At 67.8% G+C, this 17352-nt stretch carries 20 protein-coding genes and 1 pseudogene; 7 read left to right on the top strand and 14 right to left on the bottom strand.

The window, feature by feature from the left end:
- The 12 genes and pseudogenes from K2X24_RS01465 to K2X24_RS01410 form a co-directional block, all read right to left on the bottom strand.
- Nucleotides 1-742 (bottom strand): annotated as a pseudogene (locus K2X24_RS01465) (hypothetical protein); the annotation flags it as partial.
- 3 nt (nt 743-745) lie between these two features.
- A complete protein-coding gene (locus K2X24_RS01460; RefSeq protein WP_292493983.1) occupies nt 746-2995 on the bottom strand; it encodes a DotA/TraY family protein in 2250 nt (749 codons plus the stop codon).
- An 8-nt stretch (nt 2996-3003) separates the two neighbouring features.
- Nucleotides 3004-3990, bottom strand: coding sequence for a hypothetical protein (locus K2X24_RS01455; protein ID WP_292493981.1), 987 nt, complete (start codon nt 3988-3990; stop codon nt 3004-3006).
- Complete coding sequence (locus K2X24_RS01450; protein ID WP_292493979.1) at nt 3987-5006, bottom strand: hypothetical protein; 1020 nt, start codon at nt 5004-5006, stop codon at nt 3987-3989. The genes K2X24_RS01455 and K2X24_RS01450 overlap by 4 nt, the downstream gene beginning before the upstream one ends.
- Complete coding sequence (locus K2X24_RS01445) at nt 5003-5767, bottom strand: hypothetical protein (protein WP_292493978.1); 765 nt, start codon at nt 5765-5767, stop codon at nt 5003-5005. The genes K2X24_RS01450 and K2X24_RS01445 overlap by 4 nt, the downstream gene beginning before the upstream one ends.
- Complete coding sequence (locus K2X24_RS01440) at nt 5764-6534, bottom strand: peptidoglycan DD-metalloendopeptidase family protein (RefSeq protein WP_292493976.1); 771 nt, start codon at nt 6532-6534, stop codon at nt 5764-5766. The genes K2X24_RS01445 and K2X24_RS01440 overlap by 4 nt, the downstream gene beginning before the upstream one ends.
- Before the next feature lie 172 nt (nt 6535-6706).
- The gene (locus K2X24_RS01435; RefSeq protein WP_292493974.1) at nt 6707-7126 is read right to left on the bottom strand and encodes a hypothetical protein; all 420 of its coding nucleotides are present in this window, start codon (nt 7124-7126) and stop codon (nt 6707-6709) included.
- Entirely contained in the window at nt 7123-7731 is a 609-nt protein-coding gene (locus K2X24_RS01430) for a hypothetical protein (RefSeq protein ID WP_292493972.1), read from the bottom strand. The genes K2X24_RS01435 and K2X24_RS01430 overlap by 4 nt, the downstream gene beginning before the upstream one ends.
- Before the next feature lie 38 nt (nt 7732-7769).
- Nucleotides 7770-8015, bottom strand: a complete 246-nt coding sequence (locus tag K2X24_RS01425; RefSeq protein WP_091971916.1) for a hypothetical protein — start codon at nt 8013-8015, stop codon at nt 7770-7772.
- The gene (locus K2X24_RS01420) at nt 8012-8644 is read right to left on the bottom strand and encodes a DUF882 domain-containing protein (protein WP_292493970.1); all 633 of its coding nucleotides are present in this window, start codon (nt 8642-8644) and stop codon (nt 8012-8014) included. The genes K2X24_RS01425 and K2X24_RS01420 overlap by 4 nt, the downstream gene beginning before the upstream one ends.
- Nucleotides 8625-9806 carry an ATPase, T2SS/T4P/T4SS family gene (locus K2X24_RS01415; protein ID WP_292493968.1) on the bottom strand — a complete coding sequence of 394 codons (1182 nt, stop codon included), beginning with the start codon at nt 9804-9806 and terminating at the stop codon, nt 8625-8627. Before K2X24_RS01415 ends, K2X24_RS01420 begins: the two co-directional genes overlap by 20 nt.
- 3 nt (nt 9807-9809) lie before the next feature.
- Complete coding sequence (locus tag K2X24_RS01410) at nt 9810-11009, bottom strand: type IV secretory system conjugative DNA transfer family protein (RefSeq protein ID WP_292493966.1); 1200 nt, start codon at nt 11007-11009, stop codon at nt 9810-9812.
- Nucleotides 11010-11252: 243 nt separating this feature from the next.
- Here K2X24_RS01410 and K2X24_RS01405 point away from each other — a divergent pair, with 243 nt between their 5' ends.
- Nucleotides 11253-11774: a hypothetical protein gene (locus K2X24_RS01405; RefSeq protein WP_041359123.1), complete on the top strand. Its 522-nt coding sequence runs from the start codon at nt 11253-11255 to the stop codon at nt 11772-11774.
- A gap of 16 nt (nt 11775-11790) precedes the next feature.
- Here the strand turns inward: K2X24_RS01405 and K2X24_RS01400 are convergent, their stop codons facing one another.
- Nucleotides 11791-12357 (bottom strand): hypothetical protein, encoded by a 567-nt coding sequence (locus K2X24_RS01400; protein ID WP_080579962.1) that lies wholly within the window; start codon nt 12355-12357, stop codon nt 11791-11793.
- Between the two features lie 8 nt (nt 12358-12365).
- The gene (locus tag K2X24_RS01395; RefSeq protein WP_158021008.1) at nt 12366-12662 is read right to left on the bottom strand and encodes a hypothetical protein; all 297 of its coding nucleotides are present in this window, start codon (nt 12660-12662) and stop codon (nt 12366-12368) included.
- A 571-nt stretch (nt 12663-13233) separates the two neighbouring features.
- Here K2X24_RS01395 and K2X24_RS01390 point away from each other — a divergent pair.
- From K2X24_RS01390 to K2X24_RS01365, 6 genes are read left to right on the top strand one after another with little or no spacing between them, the layout of a single operon-like run.
- Entirely contained in the window at nt 13234-13701 is a 468-nt protein-coding gene (locus K2X24_RS01390; RefSeq protein ID WP_244414126.1) for a hypothetical protein, read from the top strand.
- 1 nt (nt 13702) lies between these two features.
- Nucleotides 13703-13978 carry a hypothetical protein gene (locus K2X24_RS01385; RefSeq protein ID WP_012778854.1) on the top strand — a complete coding sequence of 92 codons (276 nt, stop codon included), beginning with the start codon at nt 13703-13705 and terminating at the stop codon, nt 13976-13978.
- Nucleotides 13975-14631 (top strand): DotI/IcmL family type IV secretion protein, encoded by a 657-nt coding sequence (locus K2X24_RS01380; protein ID WP_012778853.1) that lies wholly within the window; start codon nt 13975-13977, stop codon nt 14629-14631. The genes K2X24_RS01385 and K2X24_RS01380 overlap by 4 nt, the downstream gene beginning before the upstream one ends.
- The gene (locus tag K2X24_RS01375) at nt 14628-15803 is read left to right on the top strand and encodes a DotH/IcmK family type IV secretion protein (RefSeq protein ID WP_012778852.1); all 1176 of its coding nucleotides are present in this window, start codon (nt 14628-14630) and stop codon (nt 15801-15803) included. Before K2X24_RS01380 ends, K2X24_RS01375 begins: the two co-directional genes overlap by 4 nt.
- Before the next feature lie 10 nt (nt 15804-15813).
- Nucleotides 15814-17097, top strand: a complete 1284-nt coding sequence (locus K2X24_RS01370; RefSeq protein ID WP_012778851.1) for a DotG/IcmE/VirB10 family protein — start codon at nt 15814-15816, stop codon at nt 17095-17097.
- Nucleotides 17094-17348, top strand: coding sequence for a hypothetical protein (locus K2X24_RS01365; protein ID WP_012778850.1), 255 nt, complete (start codon nt 17094-17096; stop codon nt 17346-17348). Before K2X24_RS01370 ends, K2X24_RS01365 begins: the two co-directional genes overlap by 4 nt.
- Nucleotides 17349-17352: the final 4 nt, after the last annotated feature.

Below are 17352 nucleotides of genomic sequence, written 5' to 3'. Positions count from 1 at the left end.
CCGAGGAGGCCGAGTCGGCACTGACGTTCTTGCGGTTGATCTCGTATTCGCCGGCGAGGAGGCGCGTGAAGGCGGTTTCGTCGGTGAAGGCCTGGTAGAGATCGAGGGAACTCTTCTGATACCGGCTGGCCAGCATTTCGATGATCGGCAGGAGCGCCCGATTCACGGCGCTGGCTTCGGGCCCGAGCCTCAGGTCGGCGATCGCATCGGCTAGGTTGGCGGTGGAGACCAGCAGGGGCTGCCGAGGTGCCTGCCTGAGATCGATTGCCCTGATTTCGCCGTCCCGACCGAAGGGCCGGGCCACCTCCGCCAGTTGCTCGGTCATCATGTCCGCATTGGTGCTCTGGACGATGATGGCACCCATACGATTGAGGCAGGCACCGAACACGAGGTTGGCGGCAGCCTCCTCGTGCCAGACGGAACCGTCGCTGTAGAAGCTCAAGCCCTGCACGAGATCCTCGCGCCGGAGCCAGACCTGTCCGGTAGCGGCAAGGCCGACCGGCCAAGTGGCATCGCCGCGGCGCCGAGTGGTCGCGTCGCGATAGCCGCGCCTGCCGATATGGAGCGGAATGCGGGCCGGCGCGCGCCAGGTCCGCCAGCCATAGGTGAAGTGGCGCAGGTAGCGATAGCCCGAATAAGCCAGGATCGCCTCCGGCACGAACGGGAGTGCCATGGCCGAGAAGGAGAGGGCGACCGCGATCCCGAATTGCGTGGCGACGGCCTTGGGCGGAGCATCGTCCATGGATCAGGACTCCTTGCCGCGCATCTTCGCCAGCATGGTCTGCCCGCCCTGGCGGGCATCCCTGACCGTGCGATTGATCGATCCTGTCGGGATCTGGCCGGGGGTGCGGGGCGCGACGATCCCGGCCATGGCGACGGCGGCGTGGTCGCCGGTGCGGCGCTCGATCTGACCGCCGATCCAGGACAGCACCGTCTCGGGCAGGGCACTGATCTGACCCGCAGAGGTGATGACGATCGAGAACAGGACGACGGCGTAGACGAACAATCCGGCGGTGCCGACCATGGCGTAGGCGACGGTGCCGTCGGGCGAGATCATCGCCAGGGCGCCGCGGAAGAAGATGTTGGTGATGTCGATGCCGACCCGCATGAGCAGGATCGAGACCAGCATGCCGATGACGATCAGGGGAGGGCGGAGCAGGATGCCGAGGAAGAACATGTAGCCCTGGCCGCTGTTGCCGACGAAGCTGTCGGAGCGGGCTGGCATGAACTTGGTCAGGAGCCAGATCGGTACGGCGATCATCGCCTCGGCGACGACGAGGAACCAGTTGAAGGTCGCCATCAGGAAGTGGACGATGACGACGAACGGCACGAGGCCGATCAGCAGGAAGGCGGCAAAGAACAGGATCAACGCCAGGATATAGACGAACCAAGACAGTTCCTGAGCGACGACCCGCCACTTACTATCGTCGTTAACGCCGAATTTTCCCAGCACCCAATCAAACCCGGTTAGCGTCGCGCCCACTCCCGTTGTTCCCATTCCGAATGATGCGATGCGCTGACCGATCTGCTGGACTTCCAGGATCGGATCCACCCAAGTCCTGCTTTCGGGCTGGCTGATGATGCCGAGGACGCCGGCGTAGATCTGCGCCAGGCCGCGGGCGAAGACATCGGATGGATCGACCTGCGCGGCCGGGTTGTCGCTGGCGACGCTGGCGATGCTGCCGGTGCCTTGCGCGGCGATGTAGCCGCCGAAGCTGACCACGTAGGTGAGATTGCGCTGCGCCTCCTCGGCGAGCGGCGCGTAGGCGCTGTGGCCGAAATACGGGATATACGAGTTGATGTTGGCCGGAGGCACGACCCGGACCGCCGCGTTCTGGCCCGCCGAGGAGGCCAGGAGCTTGGCCTGGACGAGGCTCAACGAGCGCTGCCAGAGCGCAGCAGCGAGCCAGCCATTGTCGGACGCGTTGGTGAGATAGTTGCGAAGCGCCTGATTGAGCTGGCTATTGTTGCTCTGGGTCATGCTCTGGGCGGCGGTGTTGTAGGCCGCATCGACCGCCTGTTTGATCCGGGCTTTGATCGCCTGATCGTCGCGGCTGCCGGAGTTGATGGTGCTGGCGATGCCGGCGGCGGCGCCGTCGAGGCTGTTGATCGCGGCCTGGAAGCTGCGCTGGCTCTGCTGTTCGGCCAGATCGATCACCAGCTTGGTGGTGCTGGCATCGTTGGCGTCGGTCAGTTGCGAGCCGAGCTTGTTGTACTCATAGACGACGGCGCCGCAGAGGTTGTCCGATTTGCGGAAATACCCATTGTCGTCGGTAAAATAATAGGTGGTCGCCCTCGCGTCGGACCAGGGGTTCCACGAATTGGTTTCCGTCCTCGCCGCCGGGCGAACCGTCGCGGCGTTGCTGCGACCGGAGACGTTGTCGGCATAGGTCTGCAGGGCCTGGGCGCAGACGTAGCCGTAGAGGCGGCCTTCCAGCACCTTGGCGAGCTTGCCGCGCAGCACGAAGTCCCCGAGCGCCTGGGTCGGGCTGGTGAGCGTGCCGTACATGCCGTTGAGGCCGGTGCCGGCGACGCGGGTCCAGAGGGTGTCGCCGAAGCCCGAGCCGAAGACCGCGAGCTGGACGACGAGGATCTGCACGAGCGACAGGCCGGACTTGATCGGCAGGCTGAGGATCGCGCCCGTGATGACCCGCAGGAGGGTGTATTTGGCGCTCGACTGGCGCCCGAAGGCCTGCCCGTCGTTGGCGGTGTCGGCCACCATCGAATAGAGCAGGTAGCAGGCGAGGATCGTCGCGACGATCAGGCAGCCGACGTTGAAGTAGCCGAGCGCGACCGTGAGCGGGCGGTCGTCGGTGCAGGCGGCGGCGGTCCAGACGCCGTCGACCACGCAGCCGAGGAGCTTGCGCAGGTTCACGAGCGCGAGGTCGTTCTGGACCGGGGTGAAGATCTCGCGCCCGGTGGTCTGGGCCTGCGCCGCCGTGGCGGCGGCGAGGAACCCGAGGCTGCCGGCGGCGGCCGTGATCCTGCGGAGCATACGGGCCTCTACAGATTGCCGCCGGCCTGGGTGGCCAGCATGGTGCCGAGGACCGCCGCGGTGCGGGCCTGCTGCTCGATGAGCTGCTGGCGCAAGGCCAGCGACATCGAGCGCATGCGGGTGAGTTCGATGAGCAGGCCGTGCTCGGACTGGCCGGCGAGGCCGGCCGACCACGCTTCGTATTGCGGCCCACCGCCGTACTGGGCGATGAGCGCCTCGAGCTGGGCGAGCGGCGAGGCGGCGGAGGTGCCGATCTGGTGGTCGTCGGTGGACGACATCGCCCGGACGGCGCTGAGCGACACCAGGGCGGGCGAGCGCAGGGCCTCGACGCGGCGGGCCCGCAGCATCATCAGGTCGGCCTCGGCCCCCGGCATGGCGGCCGTGGGCTTGGGCATCGGCAGACCGGCCATGTCCTGGATGACGATCTTGCGGTCGTCGTCGCTCGCGGAGGGATCGAACAGGATCGCGGCATCGGCCTTGGTCGGATCCTTCAGGCGGGCGCGGGTCGCCTCCGGGATCGGGACGTTCTTGCCCGGCGCGACGTCGAGTTCGCGATAGGATTCCCGGCCGGTCATGGCGACGTTGCCCATGGAGCGGTTGGTGGAGTTCATCAGGTCGATGGAGCCGCAGGCGTTCACGCCCTGGCCGGTGTCGATGGAATATTGCTCGCGGGCATCGACCAGGGCCTGGCGCTGGGCGACCTGGGACAGGGTGGCGGCCACGGCCTGCTGGGTGTTGCTGACGAGGTTCACCTCCCGCTCGCCGTTGGTGGAGACCTGGGCGGTCTGCACCTTCATGGCCGAGAGCAGCATTTCCAGGGTGAGGCTGCGCTGGGTGGCGACGTTGGTGCCCATGGTCGCCACCCGTGTTTCCAGGGCGCCGGTCGCCTTGGTGTGGCCGGCGACCCAGAGCTCGTCGACGACGAGGCAGGACTGCGCCGCCACGGGGGAGGCGAGGGCGGCCAGGGCCGCAGCGAGGAGGATCGGCTTCTTCATGGCGTCTGGAAGCTCGCTGGGGTCGAGGTACCGCGACCGGGGGAGGGCACGCTGGAGATGCGGGCGTTGACCATGGACAGGAGCAGGGCCGCGGCGGTGGCCTCGGTTCGCATCCCGCGTTTGATCTGGTGGGCGAGGAGGGCGAGGTTGGCCGCTTCCATCCGCACCGCGTCCTGAATGATGCCGCGGTCGTGCTGGCCGGCGGTGCCGGCGGCCCAAGCCGCACCGCCGTCGTTGCCCTGCCAGTGTCCCGACAGCGCGCGGGTTTTGGCGATCGGACCGTCCGGCCGGTAGTCGGCCGCGATGTCGGCGAGCACGACCGCGGTCATCGAGCGGTAGGTGTCCCGGCCGGTCTTCTCGAGCTTGTTGAGATCGTTGGTCGCGGAGTTTCCGGTGTTGCGCGGCTGCGGGTCGGGCGGGCCGATGACGGTGGTGATGAACTTCGTGGCGGCCTCGCGGTCGCCACTGTAGAGCGCGGCGCCATCGGGGGCATCGCCGGACTTCACGTCGGCGACCCAGTCCTTCGGGTCGGCGTAGCGGCCGGGCTGGGCGTGAACCTGGGTGACCATCTGCTGGCGGACCGCCGCGGAGCCCGTCAAGGCCGTGTAGAGCGACTGAGCCTTGGTGTTCGACCCGCACGGGTCGTAGCCGATCGAGCCGTAGCGGTGGGTGGCGAGGGCCACGGCCTGACGCTGGTCCTGGGTGGCGAGGGTGGTGGCGAGCGCCTGGCTCGAGGCCCGGAAGCCGTTGGCCACCTGGTCGGAGCCGGCGGCCGACTGAGCCGTCAGCACCTTCACGGCCGAGATGAGACGGGCCCGCTCGGCGAGTTCCTGGGCGACCAGGGCGGACTCGGTGGTGGTGATGGCGCCGGTGATCGCCGTGGTCAGGGTGGAGGTCGCGAGGTTCACGCGTCCCTCGACGCCGACGCAGCTCTGAGCCCGTGCCGGCGCCGAGACGCCGATCGCCGCGACGACGGCGCTGAGCCCGACGAGGGCGGTTGCGGTTCGAGCCCTCATGGGGTGCCTCCCTGGCGCCGATCGCCGCCCATGCCGCCGACGAGGACCCCGACGAGACCGGCGCGGGCACCGCTCATGATCGCGCCCTGGCGGCGGGCCTGGACCAGGGCGGCATCCTCCTCGGCCGTTCGCGGGTTGGGCTTCACCGTGGGCAGGGGGGCGACGACGTCGAGGTAGTCGGCGGCCGTCATCACCTCCTCGGCCGAGTAATTGCGATTGAACAGCCAAGGCGCCGCGTCGGAGTCGCCGGCACCATAGCCGCCGGGCTGGGCGCCCTTGCACCAGCCGGTCTCCTGCTCCGAGGGCGAGCAATAGAAGCTGCGCCGCTGATCGAGGGAATCGCCAATGCGAGCGCCGGCATCGCCGCCTTCCGTGAGCCAGCGGCGGTCTGCTGCCCCGAAGGCTTGGCGGGCCTTCGTCGCGGAGGCCTCGCTGTCACTGGCCTGCGAGAGCCCGAGCGAGATGTCGCAGGCGGCGTAGCCCGTACCGGTATCGTAACCGTATTGATGCTGGGCCTTGGCGATCCGCAGGGCGTTGTCCTGGCTCACCAGGGTTGAGGCGACCGCCTCGGCGCTGGCCTTGTCGCCGTTGGTGATCTGGAGCGCGGTGCCACTCGACTGCGCGCTGGAGACGCGCATGCCCGACAACACCCGCTGCAGGGAGATCTCCCATTGCGGGAAGAGGCTCTGCGCCTCAGCCGGACACGCCAAGGCGACGGCCAGGATGGCGCTCGCCGGAAGGAGGGGGAGGGGCCGTGTCATGGCTTCCCCTCCATCGGGCGCGCGTCGAGCGCGTAGAGCGTCACGAGCTGCGCGAGCGCGGCATCGATCTGGGCGTCGTAGTCGAAGGAGTTGGCGGCTAACTCGGCCGAGTTCGTGCGAGCCAGCTCGATGTAGAGGCTGCGGTTGGGCTGGTTGGCGACCTTGACCGCGTGGTCCTCGGAGCCCGTGGCCCTCTCGGCCGCGCTGGCGATCGCGGATTGCTGCGATTGGCTGTCGGAGCGCGAGACGGTCTCGCTGGCCGCGCCCTCATTGGCTCCCGGCGTGCAGGTCTTCGGCAGGGTCGTGTTCCGCGGGCCGCCGGCCATGTCGGGGTACGGATTGGAGATCGGTAGCTGGCGCGGCAGGAACGGTTCGGGATTGACGTAGTACCAGGCCTGCGGGAGCGCCGATTTGATCGCATCGGCGGTCATCGGGCTCGCGCCCTTGCCGGCATACATCTTCCAGACCCGGCCGTTGGTGCCGGTCGCGGCGAGGACGTTGCCCTTCAGGAGCGTGCCGAGATGGAGATGGGGGGCGCAGCTTTTCATGCCCTCGCAACCCATCGTCCCCACTTGCTCGCCGGCAGTGATCTGTGGGTCTTGCCTTTTGTTAAAAACAGCGGTGTTCATATGAAGATACAAAAAGCGCGTATCTCCAGAGACCACATCAGCGATGATCCCGCCGCCAGTAAAATTGTGATACGTTATCGCACCCGATGATCCTGAAAAGATCTTCGTTCCAGCCCCTTCGCTATTCACGATATCCATGCCTTGGTGATAACCGGCAGACGCACCGGCCCTGCCGGTTCGGTTCACACCGTACGGAGACGAAACCCTCTGACCGGCTGGTTTCATGATGTCAGACGTGAGGCACGTACCTGAAAGGGCGGGCACCGACGAAGCCATAAGTATGACAAGCGCCGATGATTGAATTTTTAATTCAATCATTACCCGACACCTTCTTGGACGAGCACAACGCATATTGCGTGTTGTTGAAGAGTATTTTTGTTTTGTCGATAACCTTTAGAGAAAACGAGTCGTCGTTTTCGTTGTCTGGGCTTTCGCGCATACCCTGCGGAACGTGAGCATCCCAATCGCATTTCGTATCGACAAAGATTATACCCTTGGGCTGCTTCTTTATTTTTAGAATTTTGCAGCGCGCTTCCCCACGCACGCCCTCTTGGTCAATTCGTTGGATCAGTCGATCTTTCTCGATTGTGAGAGGCGGCCTCTTACAGTCGGCCGGTGAGGCGGGTGAGTATCCCCAGTCGCCAGCTGGCAGGGTGATTGGCTCGGCCTGAGCCGAGCCGAAACCTGCGAGAAGCAGGCCCGCGGCGAGCACGATGGAACGGCGGATCATTGGTACATGCCTCCGTAGCTGCTGCCGGACGGGGGGGGTGCCGAGACCGGCGCGGACGCGCTCGGCTGGGTGGCGACCGAGCTGGCGCCCTGTGGCGCTGTGCTCGTGGTGAGCGCCGAGCCGAACGCGGTGTTCTGGACGTGGTTGTACGAGCCGAGGCCGGTAATGTTTGGCAGGTTGATCGGCGAGATCGACCCGTTGAGTTGCCGGAACAGGTCGCCCGATACCGAGTTCTGGAAGCTGCCCATCTGCTGGTTGATGCTGCGGATCGTGTCGCGCAGCTGCTCGTCCAGGATCTGGCAGACCTGCCGCTTGGCCGCGTCGATCACCGACCCGATCAGGCCCTGCGCGGCTCCCGTGAGGAAGCCACTCAGATCCGGGATCAGGTTCGACAGGTCGAAGCGCTTGAGCAGATCGCCGGCGATGCAGGAGTTCGGCCCGTTGAAGAAGGCCGAGGGATTGACCTTGGCCGCGTCGATCAGCGCGATCTGGCGCTGGACGGCCGCGTCGGCCGCCTGACGGACGAGGCAGTTCGAGCTGGTCTGAGCCCAGGCCGGCATGGAGCCGACGGCGAGGCCGCCCAAGAGGACGGAGCCCAATAGCACCTTGCGGATCCGGCGGCGGATCCGGTGCGGAGGCGAGTTCAGAACGCCGGCCATTTTCCACCCTCGATAAATTTCGCCCAGAGATATTTGAGAAAGCGCAGCGGCGTCATCTTGCGGTGATTGCAGTACGCCAAAAATCCGGCGTACAACGCCATCGCGATGAACGTGTAACGGCTCAATCCCGTGAGGATCAGCAGCGGGAAAAACGCCGCGATACTGCCGTGCAGGCCGAGGAACCGCATCGGCACGGCCGACCAGCGCCAGGGCATATGGCGGCCGCTCATGCGGGATCTCCCGGCTTGGTGATCGGGGTGCCGGGGGCGGGCTGCCCGGCCGGCTTCCGTCCGCCGGCCCAGACCCGGGCCTTGCCGATGTCGAGGTGGCAGAATTTTGGATAGATCCCGACGCCGCCGCGGCCGCACAGTGCCCCGGCAACCGCCACCGCATCCGCGCCGTAGCCGGCCGCGCGCAGGTCGGCGGCGCGCCCCGCGAGATGGAGCGAGGCCTTCGCGGCACCCTCGATCCCGGCATTGTGCTGCGGCGTGCGGTAGCCGGAGGTGACGATCAGCGGCACCACCGAGCCGTGGACCGCACTCATCGCCCCCTGAACCGAGGCCAGGAGGTCGAACAGGCGCGGATCGATCCAGACTGCCGAACTGCCGTCGCCGACGTCGCGCAGGAGCCACGACAGGAGGAGCAGGTCGCGGGTGTTGTAGCCGTCCGGCGTCCGGACGATCGCACTCACCTCCTCGCCGGTGCGGTCGCGACGCAGCCACAGCCGCACCGGCGGCGGAACGGCGCCCGCACCGGCCAGAGCCGCCGCGTAAGCCGGATCGGTGCCCGCGAGGCCGAGCGCCGCGCCGGCCAGGGTTCCGGCGAGGCCGGTGAGGAGGCTACGCCGCGAGACGGGCATCGCGGTATCCATAGCGCTCGAGCACGCGGCGGGCGGTGGCGACGTCGATCACGCCCTGGTCGAGCGCCATCGCGACCGTGGCCTTCATGGAGCGGCCGTCCTCGCCCCGGCCGATGATGTCGCGCAAGGTCTCGACCGACTCGGCCATGCCCGCCCGGGCCACCTCGCGGCGAACGGGGTTGGTGAGCACCTGCCACTCGCGCAGGCAGAACCGGCCGCCACCGACCCGCGGCACGAGGAGCTGCGAGACGAGGAGGTGGCTGCTGCCGAGGACGTCGTGGAACGCCTGGATTTGCAGGTCGGCCGGGAACATCAGCGTCAGGCGTCGCAGGATGTGGGCGACGTCGTTGGCGTGGGTCGTGGTGTAGATCGGGTGGCCGGTCTGGGCCGCCTCGACGCTGGCCATGACGGTGTGCATGTCGCGCAGCTCGCCCACCAGAAGCAGGCCGGGCTTGCGCCGCAGGGAATTGCGCACCCCGGCCGCGAACGTGGGCAGGTGCAGGCCGATCTCGTGCTGCATGATGGTGCAGCTCGCCGATGGTACGTTCTCGAAGACGAACTCGATCGGCGCCTCATAGGTGATGACGTTGCCGTGGATCGGCGTCTCCTCCTCGAGGATCCGGCGGATCAGCGCGGCCAGCGTGGTGGTCTTGCCCGAGCCGGTCTCGCCGGCGACGATCACGGCGCCCTGGGCCGGGGTGGACTCGGCCACGATGTCGTCCTCGACCCCGAGGGTGGCCACCGTCGGCGGATCGGCCGGGATGTGACGGCAGACGATCTGCACGCCGGTATCGCCTTCGTGGTAGCCGGCGGTGACGTTGATACGGAAGCGGTGCCGGACCGGCTCGGCGTCGCGCTTAGCGCCGATCCGGTCCTCGATCGTGATCGCCCGGTCGAAATCCTGCCCCGCATAGAGCTTCGACATGATCGAGTCGGTGGAGGACAGGTCGGTGGCGATGCGCGCCATGGTGCTCGGCTGAAGCCAGACGCGGGTCAGCGCGAAGAGCTCGCCGTGGATGGCGGCCAGGACCGGCTGACCGGACTGGAAGATCACGTCGGAGGCGCCGATCGCCACGGCATGGAGGAACAGGCGGGTCACCTCGTCGCGGCCGTGCACGACGATCTCCTGCTCGGGATATCGGGTCTTACCGGTCCAGCGCATGGCTCACTCCGGGGTCGCGGCCGCCGCCGAGGCGGTGCGCAGGAATTTCGGGGTGACGACGATCTTGAGGAGGCGCTGATCGACCGCGGCCGAGCGGCCGCCCTTGCCGACCTTGAGCGCGGTGGCGCGTGTCTTCACGATCGGCAGGCTGACCGCGCCCTGGGCCGCGAGATCCTGATAGCGGCGCATCCCGGAGTAATCGCGGTCGAGCCGGGCCAAGCCGTCGTCGAAGGCGGCGCGGGCCTGCTGCACGCCCACCTCCAGGCCGCCCTTGTACCCGACCTCCCAGTTGGCCTGCTCGATATCGCCCTTGGGCGGGGTCCACGTGGTCTTGGCCTCGGGCGGGGGCGTGACGGTGAGGTAGTCGCGCCAGTTCGGCGGCTGCACCGTGACCCGCGCGTCGCGCAGGATCTCGAAGCTGCCGAGCGTGGTGACCAACAGGGTGCGGCTCGGGGTCTGGCGCACCCCGCGCAGCTCGGACACCACCGGCGGCACGATGTCGGGGCCGATCATCACGGTGGCGAACGGGTACTTGGCGTCGAGCCGGTCGCTGATGTCGGACGTATCGAGGTAGGCGGCGATCCTGCGGGATTCCTCGCGGTAGCCATCCTGGATGCCGGCGGTCCGGGCGGTGCGCTGCACGACCTTGGTCGGACGGTTGGCATCGCCGAAGACCCCGGCCGAATAGCGCTGGAAGTCGGGGTTCGACGGGTGAGGCGGGGCGGGCGGTGCCGAGTTGTCGCCGACGTTGGGCGCGAACGGCTGCCCGTCCTGACCCGGCAGGGAGCGGGGCCCGTTGGCGATGGCATTGAGGACGTTGGCCTGGGCGAGGCCCCCCGGGCCGTAGTAGCCGGGCGGCGGATAGCCGCCGTAGCCGGGAACGCCGTAGCCGGGGGCGCCATAGCCCGGTCCACCGTAGCCCGGTCCACCGTAGCCGGGGCCGCCATAGCCGGGGCCGCCATAGCCATAGCCGGCGCCATACCCCCCACCGTAGCCGGGAGCGCCATATCCGGGTCCGCCGTAGCCGTAGCCGCCGCCGGCCGGGGCGCCGTAGCCGTAGCCCCCCGCAGGGGCGACGGGGGCGCAGGCCGCCGGGTTCTGGGCGCAGTAGGTGTTGGCGACCTGAGCCCCGGCCGGTTGCCCGAGGACGCAGAGCGCGGTGGTGCCGAGCACGCCGGAGAGGATCCTTGCCTTCAGGCGCATGGCTCAGATCCCGTGCTCACGCAGCTTGGCATCGACATGCCCCGAGGTGCTGCTTCCGGTGCTGACGCAACCGGGCAGCAGAACGCCGATACCGATCAGCACAGCCACCAGTCTAACGGCCGCCTTCACCCGAATTGCGCTCATAATCATACCCCGCGTAATCGGACTTGTATTTGCCTTGCGATACCGACTGATGCTGTTACACAAGCGCCGACGGATCGATAACTTCAGCAGGTGACCCAGATGGGGATCGTCTCGTTCGTGAGGGCACGCCTCGCGCGCCGGGTCGGACCGGAGCATCGCAGCTTCGCGGCCATGGGCGGGACGGTGCTGGGCGGGACGCACGCCCTCTGCCCCACCTGCCGGCGCGGCCGCCTGATGAGCGATCCCGAGGCGCTCGATCGGCGCCGCTGCGACGACCCGAATTGCGGCGCGACCTTCTCCCTGGCGGAACTCGGCCGCACCTACGCCCTCGACGGCACCGATCCGCGGACCCTGGCCGCCTATGAGCGCCAACAGGCCCTGACGCTGTTCGTGGCGGCCGAGATCATCGGCGTGCTGGCCGCCGCCTGGGCGATCTATGCCCGCTCGTGGCTCACGCTCTTCGGGGCCGCGCTGCTCTGCCTCGTGGTGTGCGCCACCGCCATGGTCTCGCGCTACCGCGCATGGCAGATCGAGCACGGGAGGCTGTTCGAGGCGCGGGCGCCCCTGTGGGCCTTCGCGGTCTCGGAGGTGCAGGGGCTGGTCCGACGCAGCGGCCGCTAGGGGAGCGTCCTCCATCTCAGCCCCCGATCATCGTGCAGACGTTCGACAGCGACACGTCCATCTTGATCGTGTTGCCGACGAGCTGGGCGACGTCGTTGATGAAGAACGCCAGGGTGCCGCCGACGAGGTACAGGAAGGCCGAGCCCGCCCCGTCATGCTGGCCTGAAGTCGCCTTGTAGAGCTTCAGTCCGGCGACGAGCCACGCCAGGGCGCCGAGGCACATGAAGAAGTATGTGATCGCCGCCCTGATCTGATCGCAGGTCGACCCACGCTGAGACCCGCCGTAGTTGAACATGCTGTAGGTGATATCGCCGCCGAGCACGAAGCTGTTGGCGAATTTCCACAGCAGGACCGGCGCCACGATCATCGCGCCGGCGAGGGCGAGCTTGCCGAAAGCGGTATCGATCGTCACCGGGCGATTGGAGAATTTATGTTCCCCGGCCGCGACACCGTAGAGTGCGTAGAGGCCGGACGTCCCGAACCAGATCCCCAGCAGGGCAATGCCCAAAAAGATCAAATTGACGAAGAGCGGGAACACCTCACTCAACGAAACGAGCAGACTGCCAAGATCGGGAACGACCATCACCGCACCTATTTAGAATTGTTCGAATTTCGTTCGAGCAGCTCTAATCTTTCCTCCAGCGCGTTTATCCGCTCGCGCAGCTCTTCCATCTTCAAATTCGTCGGATCGGTATCGAGATCAGGCCGCCGGTAAGGGCGTTTTTCTTCAGCACGCCCGTCGTGATATTCAAATCTCGATCGGTTTTGCCGTCCCTCCTCGCCGTTGACGGGGCCGATCAGTAACGTTGTAAAAAGCCCCGCCGACAACCCGACGATGTTTACAACTGTCGTCGCAAGCCTCGATGCGTCTCTAAACATTTGCTGCATTGCACGCTCTGGGTAGGGCCGCGTCACAGGACACGGGCTCGACCAGCCAATTACTTTGACGGCCGCGCCGCAGGGCGAAGGATATCCCACCTAAAACCAAGTAAAGGTGGATTGCATACAAAACACATGTCGCTCACAACCCCCACTTATGGCCCATATCCCGCCCCATATGGCTACCCATTACCCGGTACGCATAGATGTTTCATTGACATACCGAGGAAGGCTTCGCAATAAGTGCCGACCCTGAGCATTCAGGACTGTAGGCGGGCGGACCACGATGGAAAGCGCAATCAAACACATCGCTTGGGCGGGATCTTTGATTGCATGTGTCTTTTTTGCCACGGATAAACATTGGGTTCCGGTGCAAATTCAGATCGTTGCGAGCCCGACTACTCAGAATTTGGCAGCGCTCCCAAACGGCTCCGCTACGGCAGGTGCCTTGCCGGCTACAGGATTGGCGTCGGGCCCTCCGGTCTCGCCGGCGCTGCCCCCCTCTGCGCAGGTTGCACAATCTCCGGCTGCCCCATCGGCGAACTTCGCGACCATCGAGGACTCGAAGAAGGCCGGGCAGGTGATCGAGACGCTGGGGAAGCTCGCGGCGATCGTCGACGTGCCGGCCGGAACGCCGGAGAGCCGGGTGGCGACGATCTTCTTCGATCCGCGCTGCCCCTATTGCCACGCCGCCTTCACGGCCCTGCACGGCCAGGTCGCGGCACGCTGGATCCCGGTGGTGGTGCTGGGCGATTCCGAGGCCGGCACCCGCATGGCCGCGGCGATCCTGTCGGCTCCCGATCACGTCGCAGCACTCAAGAGCGCCTTCGACGCCAAGCTCACCCCGGCTGTCGCGCCGAGCCCGGAGATCGCGGCCAAGCTCGACGAGAACCGGCAAGCCTTCGCCTCGATCTTCGCGGCGGCCCCGCAGCTGCGCCCGGGCGTGCCGACGCTGTTCGTGCCCCGCCCCGACGGGCGGCTCGCCATCATGGTGGGGTACGAGCCCGGCGACGACGCCAAGCTGCGCTCCGTCCTGACCGGGAGCTGAGATGGCCCGCCGCGTGACCATCGGGGCGTTCAGCCTGCCCTCGGCCCGGGGCTGCCTGTCGCCCTCGGCCCTGGCCGAGCAGCTCGCCGGCTACGGGCGCGCCAGTTCGTTCCTGGCCGGTGCCCTGTTCGCGTCGCTCATAGGGACGATGTGGCTCACCTACTTCTGCCTGCAGCGGGCGGAGGTGATCCCCTACGTCGCCGACGGCGGGGTGTTCGGCTGCGAAGTGCGGGCCGTCTCGCAACCGGCCTTACAGACCGACAGGAGTGAACCATGAAGTCGGCCGACCGCATCTCGCGGGAGGTCGACGCGGGTCAGATGATGCTCCGGAACCAGTGGAACTGGATCCTGTTGCTGTCGGTGTTCCTCAGCATCTCGCTCGTCGTCAACGGGTTGCTGTTCTACAACGCCTTCTACCGCTTTCCGATCAAGCAATTCATCTGGACTTCGGACGCGCAAGCCGTCTGCGACGCGATCCCGTTGACCGAACCGAACATCAGCCAGGCCCGGCTGAAGGAGTTCGCCGTCAGTGCGGCGGTCGAGCTGAACAGCTACGACTATGCCAACTGGCGCGCACTCATCAACAACGCGCTCAGCCAGTCCTTCACGCCGAAGGGTCGCGACCGTTATCGCGCCGCCCTGCAGGAGAGCGGCATCATCCAGAAGGTGGTGCTCGGCTACCAGACCGTCTCGGCGGTGACCACGGATCCGGCCAACATCTCCGAGGAAGGCAAGTCCGGCGGTCGCTATTACTGGATCGTCGAGGTGCCGCTGCAAATCTTCTACCGGACCAACGTCGAGACCAAGGTCGAGCGCCGGCTCCTGACCATGACGATCGTGCGGATCGATCCCTCGCCGATCAATCCCAACGGCATCGCGATCGACTCGGTGATCTCGACGCAGCAACTGACCAATCAGGTGAGTCCATGACCCGTGTCGGTCACGCCTCGACCCGCGTTCGGGTCTCCGGCTGCCTGCTCGCGGCCCTTCTCGGCGCGGCTCCGGCGGCACGCGCCCACGGCGTTCATGCGGCCGGGCAGCCTGCCGATGCCGATGCGGCCGCGACCGCGGGCAGCGCATCCGGCGGCGCGAGCCCGCCCGCTTCGGGCGCCGGAGCGGTCCGCCGCCCGTTCGGCGTCCCTCCGACCGGTGTTCCGCCCGTCGGTGCGGCGACCAATGCGGCCCCCGCGCCGGCACCGCGCCCGCTGACGGCGGCCGAACTCGAGGAGCTGCGCCAGCGCATGCTCGGCAGTTCGAAGGGCGTGATCCTCAAGCCGGACGAGATCCAGGGCGTTCGCCGCGCGGTGCAGGACGCGCAGGGCGCCGGCAACTTCCCGGGCCGCGACGGGCGCATGCCCCGGCCGGAGCCGCGGCTGCTCTCGGTGACGCAGGAGGTCAGCCGGTCGGCCCCGGAAACGCTGCATCTGGCCTACGGAATCGTCTCGCCGATCACCTTCGTCGACGGCAAGGGCCATCCCTGGCCCATCGCCTCGGTCGCCTACGACCCGCGCCTGTTCGCGCAGGACGGCACCGGCTGCGGCGTCGATGCCGCGATGGGCTCGACCCAGGTCGCGGCCGCGGCGGGCTCCGACCGGCCGACATCGATCAACCTGATGCCCTGCCGCTACGACACCTGGGGCAACATCCTGATCCGGCTGGAGAACGTCCCCTATCCGATCCCCCTGATGGTCCTGTCCGGTCAGAGCGAGACGGTGGACATCCCGGTCACGGTGCGGGTGGCCGGCACCTCGCCGCTCACCCCCGTCAAGGTCGCCGCGGCGAGCTCCGGCCCGGTGCGCAAGGGCGGCGGGCGGCCCGCCGCCCGCGGCGCGGGGGCGCCCGACACCACGGCGCTCCTGCACCTGTTCGGGGCCGGAACCCCGCCGGCCGGGGCGCAGGTGCTCGTCGCCAACGGGGCGCAGGCCTGGCTCTACCGCGACCGGATGTACGTGCGGGTCCAGGGCAATCTGGTGAGCCCGCAGCCGGTGGCGTCGGCCGACGCCCCGGAGGGCTACCGGATCTACGAGTTCCTGCGCCCGGCTTCGCGCCTCGTCGCCGAACGCGGCGACGGCTCGGAGACCGCCATCAGCGTCGAGTTCTGAGGGAGACGGCATGCTCGATACCAAACAAACGGCCGCCCTCGGCGGTGTCGTCCTGATGGTGGCGCTCGGCTCCGCGGCCTTCATCCTGTCGGAGGCGCCGGGCGCCGATAAGGGCATCGGGGGCGCCTCCGAGATCCGGGGTCAGACGCCCAATCCGCCCAACAACATGATGAAGCCGGTGGGCAAGGCGGAGGCCGATCGGCGGGCGGGCGTGAACCAACAGGCCGCCGACGAGAAGGCCGGTGCCGGCAAACCCTACGTCGCCCCGGTCGTGATCGCGGAGAGCCGTGGCGCGACGCTGGGGGAACTGCCGGACGCGGCCCCGGAAAAGCCGGCCGAGCCCGCCCCGGCCCCGGTGCCGGAGAAGATCGTCTACCGCGACCGCGAGGTCGTCCACACCGTCTACAAGGATGCGCCGGTTCAGCCGACGGCCGATCCCGAGCAGGTCGCGGCGATCAACGAGCAGATCAAGGCGCTGCTCAAGCCGAACCCCGGCGGATTCCTCGTGCGCTCCTTCGCCAAGGGCGAGCGGGAAAAGCCCCCCGAGGCGCGGGCCGCCGCGGCCCCGGTCGTGACCGGGCCGTTCGGGCCCGGCATCCGCCACGCCACCGTGGCGCGCGCCGGCGACGTCGCCTACGCGGTGCTGGACCGCGGGTTCAACTCTGACGATCCGGCGGCGCCGATCTTCGCCACCATCGTCGATCTCGACGAGCGCCAGCAGCCGGGCCCCCTCAACGGCATCCGGCTGATGGGCCAGATCGTCTACTCTCAGACCCAAGCCTCGATCCGCTTCACCACGATGATCCTGCAGGACGGTCGCCAGGGGCCGATGCAGGCGATCGCGATCACCGTCGATCAGGCCCGGACCGGCGTAGCCGAGGATGTCGACAACCACGTGCTCGAGCGCTACGGCGGCCTCGTCGTCGCCGGGCTGATTCAGGGCGTCGGCCAAGTCGGCCAGCAGCTGACGCAGCTCAACACCAACACGACCTTCGGCGACGGCTTCGCCGTCCAGTCCGGCCGCAAGATCGACTGGCTGACCGCCGGCCTGGGGGCGGCCATGCCGGTGGGGCAGGCGATGTCGGCCGCGGCGGCGCGCTCGTTCAGCCGCCCCCCGACCCTGTCCTCGTCGGTGAACTTCCCCATCGGCATCGTCTTCCTGCAGCCGGTCGTGGTGCCCCTCGACGCCGCCCGCGTCGCGGCCGGCGCCGGGACGGGCTACGGGCCCGATCCGGCCTACGGTGCCGGCTACCGGCCGGAGACCCTGCCGGCCAGCTACGCGAGGCGGCCATGACCGGATCGAAGGGGATCGCCGACGTTCTGCGCGGGCTGATCGACAGCATACCCGCCCTCGCATGGCTGCTGGTCGTCGGAGCGGGCGTGGCTGGCATCGCCATGGCCGGCTACGCGATGGTGCGGGTCTATCAGGCGAACGCCACCGGCGACGGCACCGCCGGGAACTGGGTCGTGGCCGTCATCATCGGCAGCGCGATGACCTGCGTCACGCTCCTGATCGGCCAGATCTCCTTCTACTTTGCCGATTAGGTCC

The organism is Methylobacterium sp., assembly GCF_019750675.1.
Classification (GTDB): domain Bacteria; phylum Pseudomonadota; class Alphaproteobacteria; order Rhizobiales; family Beijerinckiaceae; genus Methylobacterium.
Note: the sequence above shows the minus strand (reverse complement) of the source record. Positions and strands in the feature narration are given on the sequence as shown.

Bases quoted from the DNA above. Each gene is read 5' to 3' on its own strand.
- K2X24_RS01400 (WP_080579962.1), bottom strand. From the start codon at position 12,357: ATGGTCGTTCCCGATCTTGGCAGTCTGCTCGTTTCGTTGAGTGAGGTG.
- K2X24_RS01415 (WP_292493968.1), bottom strand. From the start codon at position 9,806: ATGCGCTGGACCGGTAAGACCCGATATCCCGAGCAGGAGATCGTCGTG.
- K2X24_RS01440 (WP_292493976.1), bottom strand. From the start codon at position 6,534: ATGGATATCGTGAATAGCGAAGGGGCTGGAACGAAGATCTTTTCAGGA.
- K2X24_RS01460 (WP_292493983.1), bottom strand. From the start codon at position 2,995: ATGCTCCGCAGGATCACGGCCGCCGCCGGCAGCCTCGGGTTCCTCGCC.
- K2X24_RS01365 (WP_012778850.1), top strand. From the start codon at position 17,094: ATGACCGGATCGAAGGGGATCGCCGACGTTCTGCGCGGGCTGATCGAC.
- K2X24_RS01420 (WP_292493970.1), bottom strand. From the start codon at position 8,644: ATGCCCGTCTCGCGGCGTAGCCTCCTCACCGGCCTCGCCGGAACCCTG.
- K2X24_RS01380 (WP_012778853.1), top strand. From the start codon at position 13,975: ATGAAGTCGGCCGACCGCATCTCGCGGGAGGTCGACGCGGGTCAGATG.
- K2X24_RS01445 (WP_292493978.1), bottom strand. From the start codon at position 5,767: ATGACACGGCCCCTCCCCCTCCTTCCGGCGAGCGCCATCCTGGCCGTC.
- K2X24_RS01450 (WP_292493979.1), bottom strand. From the start codon at position 5,006: ATGAGGGCTCGAACCGCAACCGCCCTCGTCGGGCTCAGCGCCGTCGTC.
- K2X24_RS01385 (WP_012778854.1), top strand. From the start codon at position 13,703: ATGGCCCGCCGCGTGACCATCGGGGCGTTCAGCCTGCCCTCGGCCCGG.
- K2X24_RS01455 (WP_292493981.1), bottom strand. From the start codon at position 3,990: ATGAAGAAGCCGATCCTCCTCGCTGCGGCCCTGGCCGCCCTCGCCTCC.
- K2X24_RS01375 (WP_012778852.1), top strand. From the start codon at position 14,628: ATGACCCGTGTCGGTCACGCCTCGACCCGCGTTCGGGTCTCCGGCTGC.
- K2X24_RS01435 (WP_292493974.1), bottom strand. From the start codon at position 7,126: ATGATCCGCCGTTCCATCGTGCTCGCCGCGGGCCTGCTTCTCGCAGGT.
- K2X24_RS01405 (WP_041359123.1), top strand. From the start codon at position 11,253: ATGGGGATCGTCTCGTTCGTGAGGGCACGCCTCGCGCGCCGGGTCGGA.
- K2X24_RS01410 (WP_292493966.1), bottom strand. From the start codon at position 11,009: ATGCGCCTGAAGGCAAGGATCCTCTCCGGCGTGCTCGGCACCACCGCG.
- K2X24_RS01425 (WP_091971916.1), bottom strand. From the start codon at position 8,015: ATGAGCGGCCGCCATATGCCCTGGCGCTGGTCGGCCGTGCCGATGCGG.
- K2X24_RS01395 (WP_158021008.1), bottom strand. From the start codon at position 12,662: ATGCAGCAAATGTTTAGAGACGCATCGAGGCTTGCGACGACAGTTGTA.
- K2X24_RS01370 (WP_012778851.1), top strand. From the start codon at position 15,814: ATGCTCGATACCAAACAAACGGCCGCCCTCGGCGGTGTCGTCCTGATG.